The sequence below is a fragment of the Streptomyces sp. NPDC045022 genome (assembly GCF_056432605.1).
In genome coordinates this window covers 214,744-238,877 of the sequence record NZ_JBWKIR010000003.1, presented here as the reverse complement: position 1 = coordinate 238,877, position 24,134 = coordinate 214,744, and the positions used below count along the sequence as shown (strand labels likewise).

Genomic DNA, 24,134 nt, shown 5'->3' with positions numbered 1-24,134 from the left:
GGCAGCGCCATGAACAAGCTGATGGAGTTCACCACGGAGGACGGCGCCGTTGTCGTGGTGGAGGCCGCGGACAGCGCGAGCGGTACCCGGCTCGTCTCCCGCGGCGAGGGCGGCCCGGCGGCCCAGGCCGCCCGTACCTTCGAGGGCGCCCTGGACGGGGTGCGCGCGGCGGCCCACTCCGCGCTGCGGGTCTTCCGCGACGGCGCCCTGCGGCCCGACTCCGTCGAGCTGGAGTTCGGCGTGAAGCTGAGCGCGGAGGCCGGTGCGGTCATCGCCAAGGGCGCGGCCGAGGGTCAGCTGGTGGTGCGGCTGGGATGGACGTTGCAGCGTCCTGCCCCGGAGCCGTCGGCCGCCGCTGCCTCGGCGGTGGTACCGGAGGGCGCCGCTGCCTCGGCGGTGGTACCGGAGGGCGCCGCTGCCTCGGCGGTGGTACCGGAGGGCGCCGCTGCCTCGGCGGTGGTGCCGGACCCGGGCGTCTCGGCGGTGCGGGGCCCGGCCACCGCCGAAGAGCCGGCGGTGCGGGGGACGGACGCGCCGCCCGTGTCCGGTACTCCGCCGCTGCCCGACCCGGCGAGGGCCACCCCGGAGCTGAGCCCCCGCTCATGAGGCGCGCTTCCTGGCACGCCCGGATCGAGTGCGGGGGCGCGGTGGCCGGGGCGGGCTTCCTGGTGACCCCTCGCAAGGTTCTGACCTGCGCCCATGTGGTGCAGGACAGCGAACTGGCGCCGGTGACCGTGTCGTTCCCGGGCCGCCGGGACCTCGGTGAGGTGCCCGCGACGGTGGCCGTGCACGGCGGCTGGGCCGGCGGTGACACCGACCCCGGTGACCTGGCCGTGCTGGAACTGGCCCAGGAAGTGCCGTTGGACCCGGCGGGGTTCGCGCCGCCGAGTGCCGAACCGGACGCCTCGGTACCCGCGTTGGTGGCGTACGGCTTTCCGGACGGGTACGACGAGGGCCAGCTCGCCCGGTACCGTGCCGTGTCCACGACCCTGATCGCCGGCCAGTGGGTGCAGTTGGAGGCCGTCAGCGGCCACGGCCAGCCGCTGACCCACGGCTTCAGCGGCGCCGCGGTGACCCGCCCGGACGGCCGAGTGGTCGGCATGGTCGCGCAACGGGCCGGCGAGCAGGGCGTTCTCGTCGCGCGCATGCTGCCCACCGAGGTGATGGCCCACTACTGGCCCGGGCTGAGCGAGCTGGTCCCGGTCCGCGACGGCGGCGGGGACCCGGTGAAGCGCTTGTACGCGCTGGTGCGGCGGGCCGAGGCCACCGGCCTCGCGTGCTCACCGGACCAGTTGTTCGTGGACGCCGTCGGCGACTTCGGCCCCGCCCTGCCGCCGGGCGGGTTCCCTTCCCTGCGGGCGGCGGTCTCCTATGTGCAGTGGGAGGTCGAGGAGCCGGCCGAGGCGCTGGGCCGGTTGACCGACCGGCTGGCGGACCTGCTGGACGGGCCCGCCGAGGCCCCCGCCGCACCGGCCGCTTCCTGGGCCGGCTGGGCACCCATCCTCGTCGAGATCGACCGCAGCGGCGCGGGCCCCGACCAGGTCACGGTCTCGGTGTCGGCGTACCGCGGGGGCAGGCGCCGGCCGGTGGGCACCCACCGCCTGGCCCGCGCCGAGGTGCAGGAGTACGTCCAGCGGGGCATCGACCAGGCCTTCAGCCATCTGGCGCCGGACGCGGACGAGTTGCTGACCTTCGTACTGCCCCGGGACTGGCTGAACACGCCGGTGGCACAGTGGGCGTGCAGCGCGGACGACTCCACCCCGCTGGGCTGCGCCCACCCCGTGGTCGTGACCGACCGTTCCCGGCACCACAGCGCGCGGCTGCGCCACCAGCTCGGCAAGAAGTGGCAGAAACTGGCGACCGGTTCCGGCACCGCGCTGCACCGCATCGACTGCGGCACCCCGGAACGCCCGCTCGGCCTGCGCAGACGCCTGCGCGAGACGGACGCCGGCCTCGCGGGCTTCGCCGCCCCGCCCGGCGCCGTACCCGGTCACTTCGAGGTGGGCCTGAACATGCCCGTTCCGGTTCTGCTGTGGCCGCGCTCGGGGTGCCCCGGCGGCGCCGTCGAACACGACATCCCCTGCGCCGGCACCGCCTTCCTGGACGCCCTCTCCCCGCACGTCGAGGGCGTTCCCCCGGCCGAACTCCCGCGTCACGTCCAGGCCCTGCGCGAGGAGGCGGAGGCGGACGAGGAACCCGAGCGGCACTGGGCGAGAGACGTCCAGCTGCTCTGGGACGACCCCCGCTGCTTCCCCGAGGCCACTGCCGGCCTGCACTCCCCCGTCGCCTGAGACCAGCGAGAGATCGAGGACCGCCCCCCATGCCCCTGTGGCCCGTGTACACCGGCACCGAGGAGCCGCACGACGGCATCACCGAGCTGCCCCCTCCGCCGCCCTGGCGGGCCTTCGACGGCGGCCCCGCCCTTGACACGCCCTCCGACACCGCCGACACCGCGGCCTCCTCCCCCGACCGCACGCACCGCGCCGCGGCCTACCGGGCCACCGCGCAGACGGTCCAACTGGTCAACGCCGCCCTCTACCTGCGCCGTCCGCTCCTGGTCACGGGGCCGCCCGGCACCGGCAAGTCCTCCCTGGCGTACGCGGTGGCCCGCGAGCTGAGGCTCGGTCCGGTCCTGCGCTGGAACATCACCAGTCGCAGCACCCTGCACGACGGCCTCTACCAGTACGACCCCCTCTCCCGCCTGTACGCGGCCCGCCAGGCGGCGGCGACCGAGCCGGGCTCCCCGGTGCCCGGCTCCGGCATCGAGGACCATCTGCGCCTCGGCCCTCTCGGCACCGCCCTCCTGCCCTACGCCCGCCCTCGCGCCCTGCTCATCGACGAGATCGACAAGGGCGACCTGGACCTGCCCAACGACCTGCTGAACGTGCTGGAAGAGGGCCAGTACGAGATCCCCGAGCTGGTGCGCTCGTCCAGTGCCGAGAGCCCGATGGCCGAGGTCATGGTCGACGGCACCCACGAACGGGTGTGCGTCGAACGCGGCCGGGTGCGCTGCCGTGCCTTCCCCTTCGTCGTGCTGACCAGCAACGGTGAGCGGGAGTTCCCGCCCGCCTTCCTGCGCCGCTGCGTCACCCTGCGGCTGCGCCAGCCCGACGACACCCAGTTGGCCGACATCGTCCGCGCCCACTTCGACGGCGAACCCGACCCGTACGCGCAGACCCTGATCAGCCGCTTCCTGTCCCGGATCGGCGGCGGCGACCTGGCCACCGACCAGCTCCTCAACGCGATTTACCTGGCCCGCTCCTCCGACCTGTCCGCGGACTCCCTGGACGAACTGGCGGAACAGCTCATGCCGTACCTCGGCGAGGCCCAGCGCCCCGATGCCTTCTGACCCCACCGGCTCCCCGGACCCGCTCGCCCGGCTGGCCGACGTACTGGCCGAGGCGGCGGGCGGCACGCGTCCGACCCCGCTGGAGCTGGCGGAAGTGCTGTGGCTGGCACGGCAGCTGGAGCCGGGGAGCGGTGAACCGGGCAGCACGGCACCCGCTGAGCCAGGCCCGCGTACGACGGACACGTCCGAGGACCCGCCCGGGCAGCCGCCCCGGAAGGCACCGCTCGCCCCACCGGTGGCGCCGGACGACACACCCGCCGCGCCCCGGGAGGCGTCCCGCGCCCCCCTCCACCTGCCGTCCCCCACGCGGACCGGGTCGGGCGGCCCGTACGCGAGCCTCCTGGCGCCGGCCCCTCCGATGCTGCGCCATCCCCTGGGCCTGCAGCGCGCCCTGCGCCCGCTCAAGCGCCGTACCGACGCCCCCTGCGGTCACCGCCTGGACGAGCAGGCGACGGCCGACCGCATCGCCCGGCTCGGCGCGGCTCCCGAGTGGTGGCTGCCGGTGCTGCGCCCCGCCCGGGAACGCTGGTTGCGTCTGAACCTGGTGTACGACACCGGCCCGACGATGCCCGTCTGGCGCCCTCTGATCGGCGAACTGCACACGGCGCTGGCCCAGTCGGGCATCTTCCGCACCGTGACACCGGTCCGCGCCACCCCCGACGGCGCGGTCCACGGCCACGGCGCGCAGGCCCCCGCCGACGGCCGCACGGTCACCCTGGTCGTCAGCGACTGCATGGGCCCGCAGTGGCGGCCGGGCACGGCGGGCCGGCGGTGGTACGACACCCTGCGCCGCTGGGCGCGGCAGCTGCCCGTCGCCGTGGTCCAGCCCCTCCCGGAACACCTGTGGCGCGACACGGCGCTGCCGGCCGCCCCCGGCCTGCTGTCGGCACCGCGGCCGGCCGCTCCGACGGCCGCCCTGACCTTCGCGCCGTACGACTCGGACGACACCGCGGACGACGGCGGGGACCGCGACGCGTCCACCGGCGGTGTGCCACTGCCGGTGCTGGAACCCGACCCGCGGTGGCTGGCCAACTGGGCCGGGCTGGTGACGTCGGCGGGCGGTGCCGCGTTCCCCGGCTCGGCGGCGGTGCTGGGCCGGCCCGTCGATCCGGCCGGCCGCACGGACCTCGCCCGCCTCTCCCCCGAGGAACTGGTCCTGCGCTTTCGGGCGACCTCCTCTCCGGAGGCGTTCCGCCTGGCCGGCCATCTGTCCCTGGGCCTGCCCTCGCTGCCGGTCATGCGCCTGGTCCAGCGGGCGGTGGAACCCGACCCGCGCCCGCAGCACCTCGCCGAGGTCATCCTCAGCGGCCTGCTGACCACGGCCGCGGGACCGCCGGGCTCCTACGCCTTCCGGCCGGGGGTACGGCCCCTGCTGCAGCGCGGCCTGCCGCGTTCGTCGAGGGGGCGGACTACGGAACTGCTGGCCCGGGTGGGCGGGTTGATCGAGGAGCGGGCGGGGGCGGCGCCCGGGGAGTTCCGCGCGATGACACCCGCGGCGGGCGGCGCGTCGGCGGCGGAGGCGGACGCTGAGGCGTTCGCGACGGTCCGGGCCGAGAGTGCGCGACGGCTGTCCGGGCAGGAGGCCGCACCGGCGGGCTCCTTCGGCGGGTACCGGCCGGTGCGGCGGCTCACTCAGGGCGGATCCGTGTGGCTGGCCGAGGGCGCGGCGCACCCGGGCACAGTGGCGTTGCGACTGCTGCGGCCGGTCACCGAGCCGGCGCGGCGGGAAGCGTTCCTGCGGGACGCGGCGCGGTTGAGGGAACTGACGCACCCGAACGTCGTGGCCGTCCGCGCCTTCGGGATCGAGGGCGACGTTCCGTATCTGGTCATGGAGTACCTGGACGGCGTCCCGCTGAAGGCGCTGGCCGCGCTCACCGGTTACCTGCTGCCGCCGCCGCTGGTGGCGTCGGTCGGCATCCAGCTGGCCCGCGCCGTCACGGCCGTCCACGGGGCCGGCGTCACCCACGGTGGGCTCGGCATGTCCCGCGTCGTGCTCCTGCCCGACGGCACGGCCAAGCTCTGCCTCGCCGAGCCGGGCCGCACCTCGGGGCCGGCCGGACAGGCCGAGGATCTGCGGGCGCTGTGCGAGGTGATGCTGCGGCCGGCCGCGGGGACGTCCCGGCTGACGCTGCCCATCGGGCCTCAGGTGCTGGCCCGTTTGCCGCACGCTTCGCGGGGCGCGTTCGCCCGGGCGTTCAACCTGCTGATGTCGCCGTCGCTCATCGCCCAGCGGCAGGGCGCGGAACTGCTCACGGACGAGGTTCCGCTGCTGCGCGCCCGGGAGGCGTACGACCAGCGGTTCTACTACCTCCTCGGTCCGCTCGGCATGGAACTCCGGGACAGCTCACCGCGGTTGGCCCCGCTCGAGCAGGCGGCTCTCGCCCTGCTGCTGCTCCGCAACGGCCGTCCGGTGAGCCACGACCAGCTCAGGGCCGGCCTGTGGAGCCGGGAGGAGGAGCCGGAGGACGCCGTGGCCGTCCTGGGCGGGATCGCCGCACGGCTGCGCGAGGCCCTGGGCCCCGGCGCGCTGGCGACGCTCACCGACGGCTACGCGCTGCACACCAGCGCCGACTTCGTGGACCTGGTCCACTGCAAGGAGCTGGAGCGCTCGGCCACCGCCCTGGCCGAGCGGGGATCCCTCCGGGCGGCACGGGAGCGCCTGGAGGCGGCGCTGGGCCTCTGGCGTGGCGCCGGCCCGCTCGCCGGCGTCCCCGGCCCCGCCGCCCGCACCGCACGCGCCGACCTCCTCCAGCTGCGCCTCGCCCTGTACCGCAAGCGGGCCGAACTCGACCTGGAGATGGGCGAGTACGAGCGCGCGGCCACCGATCTCGCCGGGCTGCTCCGCGCACATCCCTCGCGCGCGGACTACCGCCGCCTGCTGCTCCTCGCCCTGCAACAGGAAGGTCGCGTCGAAGAGGCGCTGGAGGTGTACGAGGAGTACGAGTGGTCGGGCGGCGACGACCCCGCGCTGCTGGCTCTGGGCCATGAACTGCGGGCCGAGTACGCCGACCACGAGGGCCCGGGGCCGCTGGCTCCGGAGCACGGCACAGGGCCGGACCGCGTCCCCGTGGCCGCCCCGGACGGGCTGCCGGAGGACCCCCACCCCACCGAGGACGCCCCACCGGCCCTCCGCCACGGCCCGGTGGACCGGCCCGAGGAGACCGCGCTGCCGCGGGACGACGTGCCGGAGACCCTGGTCACCTCGCAGGACGCTGCCGGCGAGCCGCCCGGGGCGGCCGGGCCCCACCGCACCACGGCCCGTTTCGACTTCGCCGACGGCCCGCAGAGCCGCGACACCCAGGCCGCGCTGGGGCGGGCGGTGGCGCGGCTCCTGACGGCGAGCGGGCTGGGCCGGGGCGACTACGAGCGGATCGCGAGCGACTTCGGCTACCGGGTGGTCGTCGAGGCGGGGGTGTCCGCGCTGCCGCTGGTCGTGGCCACCGTGGCCGGCCTTCCGGCTCGGATCGTGGAGCTGGGCGGCCTGCGGCTGGACGTGGTCTTCTCGTGTCAGTGGGCCTCCGGGAGGCAGGAGCAGCCCGACGAGCAGGCGGTGCGGCACCTTCTCCTGCGCAGGCCCGCCCCCGGTGTCGTCGTCGTTCCACAGACCCTCCGGGACGAGATGCCCGCGAGGGGCGCAGGCGAGTGGTTCCGTCCGTTGACCCGCGACGCGGAGGACGGCTTCTACCACCTCTGCCGTCACCGCGAGCCCCCGCCCGGTCATCCGGTCCTCGGGCCCTTCCCCCTGTCCCGCACGGCTCCCCGGCCGGGACCCGGCGAAGAGAGCAGGACCCTCGTCTACACCGACCCGGAGGGCGCACTCGGCCTGACCCGGTCCCCGCGGGCCACCGGCTACTACGAGGTCGATGTCACCGAGCACCGGGTGCCGGTCGGCATGTCCGGGATCGCCGTCGGCCACGAAGCCGCGTTCCTCGTGCGCGGAGAGGCCACCTGGCGGGTCACCGACCCCGTCGAGGCCGTCGTCCACACCAGCCGCACTCCGCTGCCCACACGCGTCAACGACCTGCTGCGCGCCCGGCTGCGCCACGTGACCCTGAACTATCCGCCCAGCCGGACCGCCCAGGCACAGGCCGTCCTGGATGACGGCCCCGTGCCGTCCGGCCTGCCCGGATACTCCGTCCGCTGGCAGGTCACGCTCAGTGCGCGGCCCCCCAGGAGGCGTCGGCCGCGACGACTCCGCGCCGACGACGGCCTGCTGGGCGCCTTCCTGCGGGCCGACGCCGTACTTCTCGGCTTCGACGGCGTGCTGACCCGGCTGCACCCGGGCCGTGACGCGACCGAGGCCGTCCAGGACCTCGCCCAGGCGCTCGCCGTCCTCGACGCTGCCCCGTACGCCCACCCGGTCGATCTGCTGCGCGCTTGCGAGGGGCATCCCGCGGCCCGGGACCTGCGCGCCCGCCTGACCTCGCTGGAGGTGGCTGCCGCCCGGGGATCGACGCCCGTCCCCCATGCCGACCTGCTGGTGCGCACCCTGACCGACAAGGGGCGGGCCCTGGCGGTCGTCACCGACTGTGCGACGGAGGCGGCGACCGCGTACCTGGAAAGGCGCGGTCTGCTGGACTGCCTGTCCGGTGGCGTGCACGGGCGCGACGACGCGGCCTCCCCCTTGCTGCCCGACCCCGACGTCGTGCTCCGGGCCGTCGGACGGCTCGGGGTTCTCCTCGACAGCTGCGTCATGATCGGTTCCACCAGGGCGGAGGCGGAGGCGGCCGGCGCCGCGGGCGTCGCATACGTCTGGCTGAACGGCGACGACAGCCCGCTGTCGGTCACCTCCGAGTTCCGCAGCACGACCCTGCGGCCGCTGCTGGAGACCGCCCGCTCCCTCTGACACAGCCGACACACCGTAAGGGCCGGAGAAATACCCCCGTTCAGCGGCGCCCCGCCCGGCCGCCCCCAGCAGGCGCCCGCTGCCGCCCCCGCGCAGGATGCAGTCAGAGAAAGAGGCCCGCCAACCGGCCGGGCGCCCAAGGCCCGTGCACTCGGGAGGTTCCGCCGTGACCGTCAGTCTGGAGCAGCTGCGCCGCTGCCACTTCGCCGTCGACCTGGGTGCGGCCCGTACCCGGATGTATGTGAAGGGCGCCGGTCTCGTCGTCGACCAGCCCTCGGTCGCGGCCGTGAACACCCGTACCGGCGCGCTCATCGCGGTGGGCGACTTCGCGGAGAAGATGACGGGGCGGACGCCGAGCTACATCAGGGTCGTACGGCCCATCTCCGGTGGCACGGTGGTCGACATCGAGATGGCCCAGCGCATGCTGCGGCACCTGCTCGGCGACAAGATGCGCCGTGCCCTGCGCCGCAAGCCCCGGCTGCGCGCGGCGGCCTGCACCCCGCACGACGCCGATCCGCTGGCTCAGCGGGCGACGATCGAGACACTGGTGGGGCTGGGGGCGCGCCGGGTCGAGCTGGTGGACACGCTGATCGCGGCGGCCGTGGGCTGCGGGATGCCCGTGGAGCGCGCCGAGGCCACCATGATCATGGTGTGCGGGGCGACGACCACGGAGGTCGCGGTGCTCTCGCTCGGGTCCATCGTGACCGCCGCGCGGGTCCCGGTGGGCGGCGAGGCCGTGGATCACGCGATCGTGCAGCACCTGCGGCACGCGCACGAGCTGATGCTGCCCAGCCAGGCCGTACGGCCGCTGCAGCTGGCGCTCTCCGGCAACGGGCTCAGCCCGCACGGACCGGTCTCGACGGAGATCCACGGGCTGGACGTGTCCACAGGGCTGGCCCGCAGCGTGCGGGTCGACACCGCCGCCGTCCGCGATGCGATCCAGACCCCGCTGACGTCCGTCCTGGACGGGATCGGCAAGGTGCTGCGCGACTGCCCGCCCGACCTGGTGGCCGACCTTGCCGACCGCGGGCTCGTGATGGTCGGCGGCTCGGCCCTGCTGCCCGGGTTCGACCAGATGCTGCGGCGGGCCACCGGCATGCCGGTGCACATCGCCGAGCGGCCCGACATCTGCGCGGCCCAGGGCCTGGGCGCCATGCTGGAGGGCCGGATCGAGCCGCTGGTACTGAACCCGCTGGCCGCCTGATCCGCACCGCGCACGCCGTACGGCCGACGGTCCGGCCCCCGTCTGCCACCGCTGCCGGAAGCCGTCTCCGGGGCGGGCCGCCGTGCCGCTGACGCTGTGCGGCGACGGGGACGCCGAGTTGGGCGGCACGGAGGGCACGGCGGTGACGTCGCAGGCGCCGCTGTGCTCCTCGGCGCCCGGTCCCCGCCCCCAGCAGCACCGCGTACGCACCCGGGCACGCACCCGGACGTGGTGAGCCGGAGGTCCCCCGCACCGCACCCGCTTCCTGAGCGCTGCAGGGGGCGCCACCGCACCGCGCCGGGTGACAGCGGGGCGTACGGCCTGGGTCGCCTCACAGCGCCAGGTAGCAGCGGATCGTCGTCCCGTCCTGTCCGGCGTGTATCCGCACCAGATCCGCCACCAGGTTGACCAGCAGCAGGCCGCGTCCGCCGCGCTGGTCACGGGAGGCGGGCCGGCGGCCGGCCAGCGGGTCGACGAGGCGGCCCTTGTCCCGGACCTCGCACAGCACGTACCCGCTCTCGGGCCACACCGTGAGCGCGCCCGTGCCGCCGCCGTGGAGCACACTGTTGGTGGTCAGTTCGGCGGTGATCAGGGCCAGGTTCTCGAGGGCCAGCCCGGCCAGGCCCAGCCGGGCGCCGTGTTCGGTGGCCAGGTGCCGCACGGCGGAGAGCGCGTCCTCGTCGAACGTGACGGAGAGGACGTCCGGCAGCGCATCGGGGGCGGGCGGCAGCGGCGCGTTGTAGCGGGCGACCACGCCGTCGGGGTCGTAGGCCGCGCTGAGCCGTTCCCCGCCCGGACCGGCCGGAATGACGACCGGGTGGGTGGCGTGGGCGTCGGCGAGCACCCGCTCGTCCAGCCGGACGGTGTCGTACGGACACAGGATGCTGACCTCGCGGCCCTGGAACGCGGCGTTGATCAGCGCCTCGTGCTGGGCGCAGGCCGGGTACTCGGCCGGGCTGCGGCCCGCCCAGATCGGCTCGCCGATGATCCGTACCCGGCGGCCGGGCGGCTGCGCGTCGGCGAAGGCACGCAGCACGCCGGGGATGATCCGGCCGGGGTTGCGTCCGGCCTCCCGCATGTCGAGGAACCGTACGGCGTCGCCGTCGGCGCCCAGCTCGTCCTGGATGAGCCGCAGGTTCTCGCCGGGGACGGCGATCGCGACGGGTTCGCCCGCCGCCAGCCCCTCCCGCACGAAGGGGACGGTCCCGGCCAGGTACTCCTGCGGGTCCGCGTAGAAGAGCGCCGGATGGATGAAGGGTTCGGCCGTCGTCGTCATGACGCCGCCACCTCGACCGCCGAAAGTCCGGGCCACAGCAGCTCCAACATGCGCGGCAGCCCGGGTGGCGGGCGGTCCAGCACCAGCCGCCGCCGCTCGCCGAGGCGCCGGGCCGCGTCCACGAGCGCGCCGGCGCCCGCGACATCGACGAAGGTCAGCGCGGAAAGTTCCAAGTAGTACACGTCCTCGCCCTCGCGAACGGCCCGCTCCAGCGCACGCTCCCAGATGCCGCGCGTGGGCAGGGTCACCTCGCCCGCCGCCCGGATTCCGGTCCGCCCGGTCAGCGGGAACACGTCGAGCCGCGGCACCGCGGGCATCGGCTCGGCAGCGGCCCGCGTGGGCCGCACCGGCTCAGGTCCGCTCACGCCTTCTCCCAGCTACACAGAAACACGGTTTCCCAGTATGCGCCTTGACTCTCCCACCCGGGTCCGGGTCCGGGACGGGCGGGGTGTAGCCCGGGGCGCAGGGGGCAGGCGACGGGCACAGGACCCCGAGGACCGACCAGGGGGGAGAGATGACCTCAGCGGCACGCCCGACGGACAGCGGGTGGCCCGACACCCTGACCGTTGCCGGCCGGGCGGAGGGGGGCCGGGTGCTCCTGCGGGCACGGGGTGAGCTGATCCTGGGCTGTGCGGACACCCTGGCCGGGACGCTGGCCGCACTGCCGGCGGGTGTCGCCCGGATCGAGCTGGACGTCACGGAGGTGTCCTTCATGGACACGGCGGGTCTGACGTTCCTGCACCGGCTGAGCGAGTACGGCCACCGGCACGGCGTGCCGGTCTCGGCGACCGGCTGGCGGGGGCAGCCGCGCCGCGTGCTGGAGCTGGTGGGCATGGACCCCATGGATCCACTGCGCGCCCCGCTGCCCGCCTGTTCCGCCGCCCGCACCGCCTCCGCGGTGGCCCGGGAGCGCGCCGAGCAACTCGAGGCGCTGCGCCTGGAGATCGAACAGCTCCGCCACGCGATCGACTCGCGCCCGGTGATCGACCAGGCCCGCGGCATCCTGATGGCCGCCCACACCTGCACCCCGGACCAGGCGTGGGACATCCTGCGGGAGGCCTCCCAGCGGACCAACACCAAGCTGCGGCAGGTGGCGGCGGCGGTCACCGCGAGCGCGGTGCCCGGCGGGCCCGCCCCGCCGGAGCCGCTGCGTACGGCACTGCGCGCGGCTGCGGCCCGCCACGCCCGTTGACGCACCACCACGCTCACCACCGCCACGGCAGCGGTCAGTACGGCAGGATGCGCCCCGAGGGGGTCCTGCGGTCGATCTCCTGTCCGCGCGGGGCGGCTGGACGCCGGCTGACACGCACCCGGATCCGACGGTCCATGACGCCCTCCTTCTGCCGGTACGGCCCGGCGGTGGACGCCGGTAGGGGGTGCGTGCCCAGGACACGGCCCGTTCAAGCACGAACGCGGTCAAGTGCTCGTTCGAACCCGGACGTTGGGTGAAGTCCCCGGCCAGGCCGGCGCTACGCGGAGGTCAGGCGGACCGGGAGTTCCTGGTGGCCGTTGCTGATGAGGGAGGCCACCGGCCGCAGTTCCCCGGCCGGGACCGCGAGCGCCAGGTCGGGGAAGCGGCCGAAGAGCTGCCGGAGGGCCTCCACGACCTCGAGGCGGGCCAGGGGGGCGCCCAGGCAGAAGTGCACACCGTGGCCGAAGGCCAGGTGTTCCTTGACGGTGCGGGTGACGTCGAAGGTGTCGGCACTGTCACCGTGCCATTCCGGATGGCGGTTGGCGGCGGCGTACGAGGCGAGGATGGCCTCGCCCCGGGCGATGGTCTGTCCGCCGGGCAGTTCGATGTCGGTGACGGCGTAGCGCAGCGGCAGGTGTTTGACGGCGGGTTCGTGCCGCAGGGTCTCCTCCACGACGTCGTCCCAGCCGGCCTTGCCGGCGCGGACCAGGTCGAGCTGGTCGGGGGAGGTCAGCAGGGCGACGATGGCCTGGTCGATGACGTTGACGGTGGTCTCGTACCCGGCGCTGATCATCAGCAGGAGCGTGTCGCGCAGTTCCTCGCCGGTGAAGCCGGTGCCGTCCGACTCCTCGTCACGGGCGGCGATGAGCAGGGACGTCATGTCGTCACCGGGGGCGGCGGACTTCGTGGCGATCAGCTCGTCGAGGATGCCGTAGAGGCGGACGGTGTTGGCCTGGGACTCCTCCGGGGTGAGCGTGGTGTCGAAGACACCGTCCACGAGCTGCCGGAAGCCGGCCCGCCGCTCCTCCGGTACGCCCATCAGGTGGCCGATCACGGAGATGGGCAGCGGGTAGGCCAGGTGCTCGCGCAGGTCCACGACCTGTCCGGCGGGCCGGGCGGCGAGGTCGTCGATCAGGGTGGTGACCATGGCCTCGACGGCCGGGCGCAGTTCGGCGATGCGCCGGGCGCTGAAGGCGGGGGCGACCATCCGCCGCAGCCTGCGGTGGTCGGAGCCGTAGGCGGTGAACATGTTCTTCACCGCGATCCACAGGGCGAGCGGCCAGGTAGCGGCCCGCTGCTCGAAGTCGGGCCAGTGCGCGCGTGCGTCCTTGGACACGGAGGGGCTGGTCAGCAGTTGTTTGAGCAGGGCGGGGTCGGTGACGGCCCAGGCCTGGACGCCGAGGATGTCCACGCGCGCGGCCGGGCCGTGGGCGCGCAGGGTCCGATGCTCCAGGTGCGCGGCGGCGCCGGTCGGGTCGAGGACGAGCGGGGTGTGCTGGGACATGGCCGGTCTCCTTCAGACGACAGCGGGGAAACGGACGGGCAGGGCTTCCAGGGCGCGGTGGAACGGGCCGGGCCGCCAGGCCAGTTCGGACTCGGGGCAGGCCAGGTCCAGCTCGGGCAGCGCGTCCAGGAGGCAGGTGATGGCGGTCTCGGCGATGAGGTAGGCGTGGGTCCTCGCCGGGCAGGTGTGCGGGCCGATGCTCCAGGACAGGTGGGCGCGGTTGCCGGTGAGTTCGGCGGTGGTGACGCCCCCGGTGATGGCCGGGTCGTTGTTGCAGGCGGCCATGGAGATGACGACGGGCTGGTGGGCGGGGAGCAGTACGCCCTCGATGTCGATCGGGTACGGCGGGTAGGTGATGCAGTAGTTGGCCAGTGGCGGGTCGGTGTACAGGACGGTGTCGAGGGCGTCCCGGACGGGCTGCCCGGCGTGCAGGCCGGCGGAGAACTGCTCGTCGGTGAGGATCCTCAGCACGGTGTTGCTGATCAGGTTGGTCAGCGGCTCGATGCCCGCGCCGTACAGCGTGACGAGTTGGTGGGACATCTCGATGTCGTCCAGGCGGGCGGAGTGGGCGATCAGCCGTGAGGTGACGTCGTCCCCGGGCTGCTGCCGCCGCAGGGCGACGAGTTCGGCCACCGCCTGGCCGAGGATCTCGTTGCCCTGGGCGGCCGTCGCGGCCTCCGCCTCGAAGATCTTGGCCATGCCGTCGGCGATGCGCCGGCCGATCTCGTCCGGGCAGCCCAGCAGCGCGCTCAGGACGCGGAAGGCGATGGGCCACGCGTACTGGATGAGCAGGTCGGCGTGGCCCAGGGCGCGGAAGTCGCCGATGGCTGCGGAGGCGACCTTCTCCACCAGGGCCCGCAGCTCGTGCTGGTCGACCGCCTGCAGGCTCGCGGTGTTGGCCGCCCGGTAGCGGGTGTGCTCGGCGCCGGCCGAGCGCAGCGCGTTGGGGCGCCATTCCATCATCGGCCGCACCGGGCAGGTCTCGGGTACGGCCTGCTGCCAGATCCGCGGGTCGGCGGGAAAGTGCAGCGGGTCGTTGAGGACGCGCCGGGCCTGGTGGAAGCCGATGACGAGGGTCGCGGGGACGCCGGGGGCCAGATCCACGGGGACCAGTGGGCCGAAGACACGGCGCATGCGCTCGTACGCCGTGTGCGGATCGTCGGCGAACTCGGCGTCGTAGAGCGCGATGCGCGTCGGGGGACTCGCGGTGCCGGGGGCGGGGGTGGTCATGGGCGGGGCTCCACAAGAGCGGCGGGGGTGTGCCGGGTGGTCAGGAACTCGGTGAGGGTGATCAGCGCGTACACGCAGGACCGGCGGTCACGCGCGTCGCACTCGGTCAGCGGTGTGTCGGGATCCAGCGCGAGCGCCTGCCGGATCTCGTGCAGGGGGTAGCGGGGCGCGTCGGGGAAGACGTTGATGACGACGGCGTACGGTGTCTGCTGCTCCTCGAGCAGGCTGAGCACCTCGTGGCAGCCGTCGAGGTCCCGGGTGTCGACCAGGACCAGGGCACCCAGCGCGCCTTCGGTCAGCCCTTCCCACAGCGGGCGGAACCGGGTCTGGCCCGGGGTGCCGAACAGGTAGAGCACCAGGCGGTCACCGAGCAGATGGATCCGGCCGAAGTCCATGGCGACCGTGGTGGTCGTCTTGTGCGGCGTGCCGCGCAGATCGTCCACGCCGACGCTCGCCTCGGTGATCGGCTCCTCCATGCGCAGCGGTGTCACCTCGGAGACGCTGCCGACGAAGGTGGTCTTGCCGACCCCGAACGCCCCGGCGACGACGATCTTCGCCGACCGGGTGACGGCGGGGGCCAGGTAGTGGGGGGCGGGCTGGTCAGACCAGTTCGCGGAGTCCACGCAACACCTCCTGTAGCAGGTCGAGTCCGGGCCGGCCCTCCTCGACGGGGGCCGGGCTGGCCAGATGGCCGCTGTCCATGAGCGCGGAGACGAGGATCCGCACGGTGGAGGGGGGCAGTTCCAGCGCGGCGGCGATGTCCGCCACGGCCAGACCGCCGCGTCCGCCGGCGAACAGCCGCATCACCCTGCGGGCGTCCGGCCCCAGCGCCTGGGTGGTGCCGGACGCGGCGATGACCACTGTCTCCAGGCGGACATCCCGGCTGGGGCGGTTCCGTCCGCCGGTGCGGACGTAGGGCCTGATCAGGTCCGGATCGTGCCGCGGACCCGTCACGTCGCGATGCCGCCTTCCGCGGCCGGGCGGCGGTCCCCGACTTCCAGCTCGTGGCCGAGCCGTGCCGCCAGCCGCACCATGTGGTGGGTGATCAGGCCGACATCGGCCTCGGGGCCGGTGGTGACCACCGAGAGCATGGAGTTCTTCGCCGCCGCCGTCGTCAGCCCGATGCGGCCCTGCGACTCGATCAGCAGCTGGCACATCCCCTTGCCGCCGACGTGCTCGTCCCACGCCTTGCCGGCGGCGCGCAGCGACGCGGTCACGGCGGCGAGTTTCTCCGCGTCCTCCTGGCCGATCGTCCGCGTCCGGGCCTGCAGGAGGCCGTCGCTGCTCATCAGCACCGCGTACTCGACGCCCTCGACGGAGCCGAGTTCCTGGTCGAGCAGCCACCCCAGGCTGTTGCTGTGCGTGTCGCGCATGGTCAGTGTCCTTCGATGGGTCCGTTGTTTTCCTGGGTCTGGCGGCCCCGGCGGGTGCCCGCCGCCCAGGCGGCGGCGACGCTCGGCCGGCCCGGCACGACCGGCCCCTCGGGCGACGCCGGGGGCGCGCTGCGTGGTGTGGCCGTGCGTTGCCGGACGGTCAGGCCGCTCGCGGTGGTCACGGGGGGCGCCGGGGCGGGGGTTTCCCGCGGGGCCGGCAGGGCGGCGGGCGCGGGCGCGGCGGCGTGCCGGGGCACAGCGACGGGCGCGGGCGCGGCGGCGGGGAAGACCAGAAGGTTCTTCGGGAGCACGAGTACGGCCCGGGTGCCCTGGTAGATGTTCGGCGCGGTCAGCTCGACCCGGAAGCCGTAGTTCTCGGCGAGCAGCGAGGCGACCCGCAGGCCCGTCTGCGGGTGGGCGCCGAGTCGGGTGATGTCGTCGCGCTGCTTGCCGGACATGATGTCGCTGGCCCACAGCAGCCGCTCGTCGTCCATTCGCAGACCGGCGTCGTCCACGATCAGGAAGCAGGCGTGGTGGCCTTCCTCCACGGAGACATGCACCCGCGCGGCCGGCGGTGAGTACCGCAGGGCGTTGTCCAGCAGCAACGCCAGGGTGTGCACGACGGCTTCGACCGCCCGGCTCTGCACCGCGACGGTGTCCAGCTCGTGGTGTTCCACCCGCTGGTAGCCCTCGATGCGGCCCATCGCCGCGCGGATGACATCGGTCAGCGAGGTCCGTGGCCAGCGCCGGGAGAGCTTGTCGCCGGCCAGCACCGCGTAGCCCTGCGCGGTGAGCAGCATCTGCTGCGCGATGTGGTCGATGTGCACCAGGGTCGCGTACGCCTCGTCGTCCTGGTGGGAGCGCACGCCCTGGCTGATCTCCCGGCTGAGCCTGGAGGCCCGGGCCACCACGTTGGACGCGAAACTGCGCACGGCCGCCCGGGTGGCCTCCTGGGACTCCCGGCGCGCCTTCGCGATCTCCTGGTCGGCCGCGGACCGGATCCCGGCGACGTGCTGGTCGGCCGAGGCCTGGGTGGTCTCCCGCACCCGCGTCACGGTGGCGGTCACCTGACCGGTGAGGTCGCGGAGCCGGTCGGCGAGGGCCGTGTGCGCCAGCGGTGGGGGCAGGGGGAGGTCGCCGCCGCGCTGCTCGCCGGGCCGGGCGGCGGTGCCCAGCGCGGGTACGCTCGCGGCCAGTTGCCCCAGGGTGTACTCGGCGGCGCGCAGCTGCTGGGTGAGCTGCTCCGTGCGGCCCTGGAACTGGTCGGCCCGGCTTCGCTCGCGTCGGTACGAGCGGTGGAAGTGCCAGGTGGTCCCCGCGGCCGCCAGAGCGACCGCGGTACTGACGGCCTGTATCAGATCGGTCATCAAGTCCTCTCCAAGGTGTCCGGCTCGCGAACCGGCCGGCGCTGGACGCCGGGACCGGGCGAGGTGGTGCCACCGGCTGCCGCGACGGCACCGTTCTGGATGCGGGCATGACAGGCGAAAAGCCGGAAACCTCGCGGATGGCGCTGGGGGATGAGCACGCGGCGAGGATCTGACCGGCGGTGCTGAAGGGGGCGGTGTACCCACGGGCCGGCTGCGAGGCCGGCGGCCACCACGGCGGGGGTACGGCCGAGGTGAACGGGCCTGCCGGCTAAGGCAGGGAGGGCGGCGGGCACAGTGTCCTCCGGGTACGCGGTCCTGTCGTCCTGCGTCACATCCGCGACGCCCGGTGGCCGTTTCCGGTCTCGCCCGAGCTTATCGGCAAACCAGTAGTGTGTTCGACGCTCTCGGCCCGGAACCTGTGAAAGATCGATGACGGGCCGTGATGACAGGCCCCTGTGGGCGTGTTTCTGCGCCTGTGCCCGGAACTGGCCTGCTATAGAGGCGATTTGGGCGAAGCGCGTACGCCGGCGGTGGCCGGGGCGGCGCGATCAGTTGCCGCGGCTGCGCCAGGCCGTGCCCGCGGCGAGCCAGCGGGCGACGTGCCGGGGGTCGGCGGCCGTGCCGGTGATGCGCAGTTCGCGGTGGATCGCGCGGGGCAGCTCGGGGCGCCGGAGCAGCGGGCCGGCGGCGGGATCGCCGGCGGCGAGGGCGAGGATGAGGCCGGTCCAGGGTTCGGGGGCCTCCGGGTCGTCGGCCAGGAGGCGGGCGTAGGCGTCGGTGGCGGCGGGGTCCCGGGCGACGAGAGCACGGTCGGCGGCGGACGGCTCGGGCCGGGCGGCGTCGGCCGGTCCGGTGAGACCGTGCCGGTCGCCAACGGACGGCTCGGACTGGGCGGCGTCGACCGGTCCGGTGAGACCGTGCCGGTCGCCAACGGACGGCTCGGGCCGGGCGGCGTCGGCCGGTCCGGTGAGGCTCTGCCGGATCATGCCGATGCGGGCGTGGGACCAGGACGCGGCGAGGTCCGGGACGACGGAGGACGCGGCGATGCGGCAGTCGGCCGGAGCGCCGGCGGCAAAGGCCCTGGCCAGGGCACGGACGTCGTCCGGGGCGGGGCTCAGGTGCCGGATCCGCCAGCCGGTGCGGTGGTCGGTGGCGGCGAATTCGGCGAGGGCGGCGACATCCGGCCGGATCCGGCCGTCCGCCCACCAGGAGGGCAGCCGGGCGGCCATGCCCTGCAGAAAGCGGCGTCCGTGGGCGGTCAGCGCGGGATCGGCACCGAGAACCCGGAGGGCGTCCTGAGTCTGCCGCCTGCGTAAGGCGAACTCGAACTGGGTCAGCGGCTGTTCGGTCCGCGGCGCCCGGTCCAGGTACCTGGACCAGAAGTCGGTGATGCCCAGGAACGCGTACGCGCCCTGCAGCAGGCCGCTCAGCGGACGGGGATCGTCTCGCCAGGGGGCGTAGTGCCGTTCGGCTCCGCTGTCCTGTTCCAGCGTCAGCAGATGCAGCAGCGCGCCCAGTTTGGTGTGCTGGAACTCATGGACCAGGGTGACCGCGAAGGTGGCCGGATCCGGCGGCAGCGAGGTCAGCACACCGCCGAAGGCGTCGCCGGAGGAGGCGCTGACGACCACCCCGGTCTTCGCCGGCCGTACCGCTGTGACGGTGCGCAGTCCCTGCGCGAGGGCGGCGGCCATGGTCGGGTCGCTGTGCGTGAGCAGGGTCATCGCGCGGCCGAACCGTTCCTGCCAGCGGACGATCCCGGCCTTGTCGAGGCGCTCCGGGGGCAGCGGTTCGCTGAGGTCCCGGTAGGGGTCGATGTCGTCCAGCCAGACGTCCACCGGCCGCCCCGCCACGTTCGCCCGCAGTCTGCGCAGTCCCTGCCATCCCGGAGCGTCGCCGTCGGGCGCCCCGGGCGGCTCGGGCGGGCCCACGCACGCGCCGTAGGGATCGACCCTCAGCCGGCCCGCCTGCACCACCACCTCCGCCGTTCCCCAGTGCGGGCGGCCCGGTAAGCGGGCCAGGCCGAGGGCGGGGAACATCGCGGCGCCGTCGCGCAACGGCACGGTGGTGCGCCACGGCAGCCCCGCACGCAGCGCGGCGACGGAGCACAGGGCGTACAGATGGCCGAGGTCGGTCCAGAGCGGACCGTCGCCCCAGGCCGTGCTGGACAGCCGCCGCAGGCTGTGCCCCAGCCAGATGCCGATCTGCGGGTGGAGCAGCAGTTCCTGAAAGTCCTCCGGAGCGTGCTCCTGGACGGCCGTGAGGATGTCCCAGGCGCTGTCCACGGGGGGCAGCGGGCCCAGCGCGCCGGGGGTCGCGGCGATGGTGTCGAGCAGGAGGCGCAGCAGCAGCAGCCGTCTGCTGTATTCGGTGGTCCGCAGGAAACGGATCATCTCGGGACCGCCCCGGCCCGCGGCCAGGTCGTGGAAGTACACCGAGGGAATGAGATGGTGCGCGGCCCGGGCGGGTTCGGAACGTCCGTCGGTCTGCACTCGTCTGCTCCGGACCGTCAGTCAGCCCGTCCGGGTGTGGGCTCACCGGCGAAATTGACCCGGGGCCGCTCGACCTGCCGCAGCAACCGCTCCAGCGAGGGCGCGTAGGCGTCCGGCTGCTGCGTCCGCAGGACGGAAAGCGGGATGTCGCTGAGGTCGACCAGTTCGGATCCCATGAACTCCGCGGACGTATTCATGCGGCTCCCCCTGACAACGCCCTGCATCCCGATGACTTCATGATGACGCATGGCGGAAGTGTTCGGGAAGACCGTGATCAGCGGGTCAGGCGCCCGGTTCCGGCGGCAGCCAGCGGGCCGCCCAGTCCGTCAGCCCGCGCTGCTCCAGCGAGCCCGGCTCGACCAGGGCGACCGCCTCGACCAGGGCGGCCAGTCCTCCCGGATGGCGGCGGCAGGTACGGACGATGCTGATGATGTCGGGACGCGGCGCCCCGAGCCGCGGGATGGCGCCGGACAGGTCGGCCGGCAGCATGCCGAGCACGAGCTGGCGCTGGTCCCGGTCGGTCATGCCGGGCCATGCCGCGAGCAGGTTGACGAGTTCGCTCAGGGCCGCGTCCGGCACCGGTTCCTCCTGCCGCCGGGCAGTGGGGAAGGTGAGGTGGCGTACGTCGCTGGTCCAGGACCGGTACCAGAGCGAGGTGGGCCGCTGTGCCCCCTCGGTGAACTGTCCGATCACGGTCTGTGCGACCGCGCTCAGGTCGGGTGGCCAGTCCGCACCGTCCGACGCGGCCAGGGCGGCGAGCGTGGCCCGGGAGAACGCCCCGGTCTGCCGCGCGGGGTCGTTGACCGCCCGCTGCCCCGGGCCCGAGGCCAGCAGGACGAACTGCTCCCGGCCGGGCAGCCGGTCGCCGCCCGGGGGGAGTTCGGCGGGCAGCGAGCGGGCGAAACCGAGGTCCTCGACAAAGGTCTGGCAGGAGTCCACCAGCCAGGCCTGGCGCCGGAATCCGGGCAGCAGGTCGGTGGTGAAGGCGTTCAGCCAGGCGTCCAGGTCCAGGTTCCGTTTGTCGTCGTCGGCGGCGTCGGCGTAGAAGAGCCTGCGGTGGCCCTGCGGGTCGGTGACGCCATGGCCGCCCCAGAACACCCAGAGCAGATCGCCGTCCAGCGCGGGCAGCCGGCGCGTCAGCACCTCCTGCACCGCCTCCCGCCCGGCGCCGCCCGCCGTGACGTCGGTCCCCGGTCCGCCGGCTCCGGGCAGCGGACCGAGCAGCAGGAAGATGTGGGACGCGGGCACCCCGCGTCCGCGCAGCCAGACGGTGAAGCGGCGGGCATCGGCGGCGGGGCCCGGCAGGTCCCAGGACGGACCGGCGGCATAGCGTTCCACGCCGACGACGACGGCGTACGTACGGTCCGGGCGGGCGGCGGCGGTCACGGCAGCTCCTCCGCGAGGAGCCGGTACAGCTCCGGGTTGCTCCAGTAGGCGCTGTGGGAGAGCGGGAAGGGCTGCCGGCTGTCGACGGTGATGTCCTGGACCCGGCCGGGGAAGAGACCGGCGCCCACATAACTGAGCAGGTCCCGCCGGTCGTACACGTTCAGCCAGCGCGGTACGTGCGCGGGCAGCGGGCTGCCGTGCTCCAGGCTGGGCAGGGCGCCCAGCTCGTACAGGAACGGTGCCTGGGAGCCGACGGTGACCAGCAGCGCGACCTCCGGCAGTGGCCGCAGGACGAGCAGGTCGAGGGAGGCTATGCCGCCGAGGCTGTGCGCGAGCAGGACGACCGGCGGCTCGGCCGTGCGTACCGCCTCCGCGACGGCCTCGCGGATCGCCGCACCCCGGGACAGGTAGAGCAGTACGTCACCGGCCGCCGGGTGGGCCGCGTCGGTGAGCGCCGAACGCCGTTTCACCGCCTGGGCGGAGGCCAGCCCGAGCGCCAGCCGTCCGGCCAGCCGTTTGACCCGCTGGGTCACCGGGCCGCGGTGCGTTCCGGACTCGTCCGCACCGGTGGGTGTCCCGGGGAGCAGCGCGACGATCCGTGCGACCGCCTCGTCGCGGGCGGTGCCGTCGAAGGCCGGTGCCGGTCCTTCCCTCCCTGCCCGCCGGCGTACCGATTCCGCCACGAACGCCCTTGCCAGCGCGGCCTCCTGGTCCTCCGCGGCGGGGGCGCGCAGGAAGCGGCGGCAGTCGGGCGCGGTGAGTACGGCGGCCACGGCGGCGGGGAAGTCCTCCCCGATGCCCGCGCTTTCCAGCAGCCGGCGCAGCCGGGCGTCCCCGGTGAGCGTCAGGGCCGCCGCCGAAAGGGCCTCGCCCGGTGGCCGCGCGCCCGGCGCCAGCTCCGCCCGGGTGGTGGTCTCCGTGGTGAGCAGGCGCAGTTCGAGCAGCGGGTCGAGATAGAGAAGCCCCCAGAACTCGACGTCCGTGTCGAGGCCTGCGTCCCCCGCCTCGAGGGCGCCCGCTTCCGGCACACCACGCCGGGTCGCGTACCCCGGCACGGAGATACCGTTCGAGTGCAGCACCGATCCCGCGCTTCCCCCCCAATAGCAGGAAGTTATGCGGATTTCAGGCCGTAACGGCCGCAAGCCCTCCTGTATGCGTTCCAGAGTTTCGCTCAATCCTGGCTCGCGCACACCCGTGCCGTGTACGAATAACACCGTCGTCACCGCTGCCCCCCGCTCATGACGGCATATACCAAGTGCACTCAACAATAGGCTGTCCAGCCGTGACCCGGCTACACTCCGTACCGACTGTGCCACAGCGGGCGGCACGTGCCGGAAGGGGGATGCCGGTGAGTCCCGACTCCATCGTCACCCACGTCGCCGCCGCTCTCGCGGTGGTGATCGCCACCTCCTACGCCCTGGGCGCGGCCGCGCGCAAACTCGGTCAGCCGTCGGTCATCGGGGAGTTGTTCGCGGGCATCGCGCTCGGCCCCAGCCTGCTGGGTCTGGCACCCGGGCGGGTTTACGAAACCCTCTTCCCGCAGCAGATCCAGCCCATTCTGACCGCTCTGGCGCAAGTGGCGCTGGTGCTTTTCCTCTTCGCCGTCGGTTATGAACTGGACCTGCGTCTGCTGCGCGGTCAGGGCGCGGTGACAGCCGTCTCTCTGGGCGGATTCGTGATTCCCATGTCGATGGGTGCCGGAGCCGTCCTGCTTTTCCCCGGAGGATTCGCCTCCGCCAATGGCGGGCATCCCGTCGACGCCAGGTTCACTCTCTATATGGCGGTCGCCCTGTCCATCACGGCGGTCCCGGTGCTGGCCGGCATCATCAGGGACCAGGGGCTGGCCGGCAGCAGGCCGGGCGCGATCGCCATGGCCGCCGCCGGTGTCATCGACGCGCTGAGCTGGCCGGTGCTGGCCGTGGTCCTGGTGGGGGGCGCGCACGGCTCGGCGCAGACCTGGACCGTCAGGGTGGCCCTGCTGGCCGTGTACGTGCTGGTGATGATCTTCGCCGTACGGCCCCTGCTGGTGTGGTGGATGCGCAGACCCGGCGCCCTGATGACCAATCATGTCCCCGTCGCCGTCGCCGTGGCGCTGGGATCGGCCGGTGTCACCAGCGCGCTCGGGCTGCACGTGATCTTCGGCGCGCTGCTGGCCGGGATCGTCATGCCCCGCCAGCCGGACGGTGTTCCGGACAACCAGTTGCTGCGCCCGCTCCAGGAGACCGGCGGCCTGCTGCTGCCGGTGTTCTTCACGATCTCCGGGATGGCGGTCAGGCTCGGCGGGCTGCACGCGTCCGACCTGCTGCTCCTGGTGGTGATATGCGCCGCTGCCGTTGTGGGCAAGGTGGCCGCCGGCTCGCTGTCGGCCCGCGTCGCCCGCATGCCCTGGCACGATTCGCTGGTGATCGGCGTGCTGCTCAACACCCGCGGGCTGACCGAACTCATCGTCCTCAACGTCGGCCTGCAGGCCGGGGTGATCGGCCCACGGCTGTACGCGCTGCTGGTCGTGATGGCGCTGCTCACCACGGCTGCCTCCGGGCCGCTGCTCGCGCTGCTGCGCCGTTCGGCCGGCACACCGCCGGCCGGACCCACCGGGACCCGCACCGGTGGCGAGAAGGCGCCGGACACCCGGCCCGGACCGGATCCGGGTCAGTCCCCCGCCGCCGACGCCGAACCGGCGCCACGGCCGTAGTGCCATCGTCTGCCGAGCCGGTCAGGCCCTGGGCCTGACCGGCTCGCGCTTCCCCGGCCGGCCGGGCGCGCGGAGGAACTAGTGCCGCGGCAGGCAACGTTCGCCCCGTCGCGACGCCCGGCACGCTCCCCCAAGCTCTTCGAGCAGGGGGGACCCTCCACTCGCCGCACCGGCCGAAAGCCCAAGTACATCCAGTACGAGGACTTCCGGCCGGCACTCCCCCAGC

General features: G+C 74.0%; 19 protein-coding genes. 7 read left to right on the top strand and 12 right to left on the bottom strand.

Annotated elements, in window-relative coordinates; genetic code table 11:
• Window positions 1-9 precede the first annotated feature (9 nt).
• The 5 genes from AC07C1_RS07220 (at window position 10) to AC07C1_RS07200 (ending at window position 9,399) form a co-directional block, all read left to right on the top strand.
• Window positions 10-606, top strand: coding sequence for a CU044_2847 family protein (locus AC07C1_RS07220; protein ID WP_478937487.1), 597 nt, complete (start codon window positions 10-12; stop codon window positions 604-606).
• Complete coding sequence (locus tag AC07C1_RS07215) at window positions 603-2,291, top strand: VMAP-C domain-containing protein (RefSeq protein WP_478937485.1); 1,689 nt, start codon at window positions 603-605, stop codon at window positions 2,289-2,291. Before AC07C1_RS07220 ends, AC07C1_RS07215 begins: the two co-directional genes overlap by 4 nt.
• A 29-nt stretch (window positions 2,292-2,320) precedes the next feature.
• Complete coding sequence (locus AC07C1_RS07210) at window positions 2,321-3,349, top strand: AAA family ATPase (RefSeq protein WP_478937483.1); 1,029 nt, start codon at window positions 2,321-2,323, stop codon at window positions 3,347-3,349.
• Window positions 3,339-8,195, top strand: coding sequence for an SAV_2336 N-terminal domain-related protein (locus AC07C1_RS07205; protein ID WP_478937481.1), 4,857 nt, complete (start codon window positions 3,339-3,341; stop codon window positions 8,193-8,195). Before AC07C1_RS07210 ends, AC07C1_RS07205 begins: the two co-directional genes overlap by 11 nt.
• A 166-nt stretch (window positions 8,196-8,361) precedes the next feature.
• Entirely contained in the window at window positions 8,362-9,399 is a 1,038-nt protein-coding gene (locus AC07C1_RS07200; protein WP_478937480.1) for a rod shape-determining protein, read from the top strand.
• 331 nt (window positions 9,400-9,730) lie between these two features.
• Here the strand turns inward: AC07C1_RS07200 and AC07C1_RS07195 are convergent, their stop codons facing one another.
• Both AC07C1_RS07195 and AC07C1_RS07190 read right to left on the bottom strand, forming a co-directional pair.
• Complete coding sequence (locus AC07C1_RS07195; protein WP_478937479.1) at window positions 9,731-10,675, bottom strand: anti-sigma factor RsbA family regulatory protein; 945 nt, start codon at window positions 10,673-10,675, stop codon at window positions 9,731-9,733.
• Window positions 10,672-11,040, bottom strand: coding sequence for an STAS domain-containing protein (locus AC07C1_RS07190; RefSeq protein WP_478937478.1), 369 nt, complete (start codon window positions 11,038-11,040; stop codon window positions 10,672-10,674). The genes AC07C1_RS07195 and AC07C1_RS07190 overlap by 4 nt, the downstream gene beginning before the upstream one ends.
• Before the next feature lie 149 nt (window positions 11,041-11,189).
• Between AC07C1_RS07190 and AC07C1_RS07185 the strand changes: the two genes are divergently transcribed.
• Window positions 11,190-11,867: an ANTAR domain-containing response regulator gene (locus tag AC07C1_RS07185; protein WP_478937477.1), complete on the top strand. Its 678-nt coding sequence runs from the start codon at window positions 11,190-11,192 to the stop codon at window positions 11,865-11,867.
• A 277-nt stretch (window positions 11,868-12,144) separates the two neighbouring features.
• Here AC07C1_RS07185 and AC07C1_RS07180 read toward each other — a convergent pair whose 3' ends face one another.
• From AC07C1_RS07180 to AC07C1_RS07135, 10 genes are all read right to left on the bottom strand, one after another.
• Window positions 12,145-13,371, bottom strand: a complete 1,227-nt coding sequence (locus AC07C1_RS07180; RefSeq protein ID WP_478937476.1) for a cytochrome P450 family protein — start codon at window positions 13,369-13,371, stop codon at window positions 12,145-12,147.
• 12 nt (window positions 13,372-13,383) lie between these two features.
• A complete protein-coding gene (locus tag AC07C1_RS07175) occupies window positions 13,384-14,601 on the bottom strand; it encodes a cytochrome P450 (RefSeq protein ID WP_478937474.1) in 1,218 nt (405 codons plus the stop codon).
• Window positions 14,598-15,224 (bottom strand): GTP-binding protein, encoded by a 627-nt coding sequence (locus AC07C1_RS07170; protein WP_478937472.1) that lies wholly within the window; start codon window positions 15,222-15,224, stop codon window positions 14,598-14,600. Before AC07C1_RS07170 ends, AC07C1_RS07175 begins: the two co-directional genes overlap by 4 nt.
• A complete protein-coding gene (locus tag AC07C1_RS07165; protein WP_478937471.1) occupies window positions 15,202-15,555 on the bottom strand; it encodes a DUF742 domain-containing protein in 354 nt (117 codons plus the stop codon). Before AC07C1_RS07165 ends, AC07C1_RS07170 begins: the two co-directional genes overlap by 23 nt.
• Window positions 15,552-15,974: a roadblock/LC7 domain-containing protein gene (locus AC07C1_RS07160; RefSeq protein WP_478937469.1), complete on the bottom strand. Its 423-nt coding sequence runs from the start codon at window positions 15,972-15,974 to the stop codon at window positions 15,552-15,554. Before AC07C1_RS07160 ends, AC07C1_RS07165 begins: the two co-directional genes overlap by 4 nt.
• A gap of 2 nt (window positions 15,975-15,976) precedes the next feature.
• Window positions 15,977-17,341, bottom strand: a complete 1,365-nt coding sequence (locus tag AC07C1_RS07155) for an ATP-binding protein (RefSeq protein ID WP_478937468.1) — start codon at window positions 17,339-17,341, stop codon at window positions 15,977-15,979.
• A 548-nt stretch (window positions 17,342-17,889) separates the two neighbouring features.
• Complete coding sequence (locus AC07C1_RS07150; RefSeq protein WP_478937466.1) at window positions 17,890-19,830, bottom strand: HEXXH motif domain-containing protein; 1,941 nt, start codon at window positions 19,828-19,830, stop codon at window positions 17,890-17,892.
• Between the two features lie 17 nt (window positions 19,831-19,847).
• On the bottom strand, window positions 19,848-20,027 hold the full coding sequence (locus AC07C1_RS07145) for a hypothetical protein (protein WP_478937465.1): 180 nt from the start codon (window positions 20,025-20,027) through the stop codon (window positions 19,848-19,850).
• Window positions 20,028-20,112: 85 nt separating this feature from the next.
• On the bottom strand, window positions 20,113-21,216 hold the full coding sequence (locus tag AC07C1_RS07140; RefSeq protein ID WP_478937463.1) for an effector-associated domain 2-containing protein: 1,104 nt from the start codon (window positions 21,214-21,216) through the stop codon (window positions 20,113-20,115).
• Entirely contained in the window at window positions 21,213-22,295 is a 1,083-nt protein-coding gene (locus tag AC07C1_RS07135; protein ID WP_478937462.1) for an RBBP9/YdeN family alpha/beta hydrolase, read from the bottom strand. The genes AC07C1_RS07140 and AC07C1_RS07135 overlap by 4 nt, the downstream gene beginning before the upstream one ends.
• 269 nt (window positions 22,296-22,564) lie before the next feature.
• On the opposite strand from AC07C1_RS07135, the gene AC07C1_RS07130 reads away from it, so the two are divergent.
• The gene (locus tag AC07C1_RS07130) at window positions 22,565-23,908 is read left to right on the top strand and encodes a cation:proton antiporter (RefSeq protein WP_478937461.1); all 1,344 of its coding nucleotides are present in this window, start codon (window positions 22,565-22,567) and stop codon (window positions 23,906-23,908) included.
• Window positions 23,909-24,134 lie beyond the last annotated feature (226 nt).

What these genes read in the sequence shown, in the direction of transcription:
- AC07C1_RS07220 (WP_478937487.1), top strand. Translation starts at nt 10, where the DNA reads ATGAACAAGCTGATGGAGTTCACCACGGAGGACGGCGCCGTTGTCGTG.
- AC07C1_RS07215 (WP_478937485.1), top strand. Translation starts at nt 603, where the DNA reads ATGAGGCGCGCTTCCTGGCACGCCCGGATCGAGTGCGGGGGCGCGGTG.
- AC07C1_RS07210 (WP_478937483.1), top strand. Translation starts at nt 2,321, where the DNA reads ATGCCCCTGTGGCCCGTGTACACCGGCACCGAGGAGCCGCACGACGGC.
- AC07C1_RS07205 (WP_478937481.1), top strand. Translation starts at nt 3,339, where the DNA reads ATGCCTTCTGACCCCACCGGCTCCCCGGACCCGCTCGCCCGGCTGGCC.
- AC07C1_RS07195 (WP_478937479.1), bottom strand. Translation starts at nt 10,675, where the DNA reads ATGACGACGACGGCCGAACCCTTCATCCATCCGGCGCTCTTCTACGCG.
- AC07C1_RS07185 (WP_478937477.1), top strand. Translation starts at nt 11,190, where the DNA reads ATGACCTCAGCGGCACGCCCGACGGACAGCGGGTGGCCCGACACCCTG.
- AC07C1_RS07180 (WP_478937476.1), bottom strand. Translation starts at nt 13,371, where the DNA reads ATGTCCCAGCACACCCCGCTCGTCCTCGACCCGACCGGCGCCGCCGCG.
- AC07C1_RS07175 (WP_478937474.1), bottom strand. Translation starts at nt 14,601, where the DNA reads ATGACCACCCCCGCCCCCGGCACCGCGAGTCCCCCGACGCGCATCGCG.
- AC07C1_RS07160 (WP_478937469.1), bottom strand. Translation starts at nt 15,974, where the DNA reads ATGCGCGACACGCACAGCAACAGCCTGGGGTGGCTGCTCGACCAGGAA.
- AC07C1_RS07155 (WP_478937468.1), bottom strand. Translation starts at nt 17,341, where the DNA reads ATGACCGATCTGATACAGGCCGTCAGTACCGCGGTCGCTCTGGCGGCC.
- AC07C1_RS07145 (WP_478937465.1), bottom strand. Translation starts at nt 20,027, where the DNA reads ATGAATACGTCCGCGGAGTTCATGGGATCCGAACTGGTCGACCTCAGC.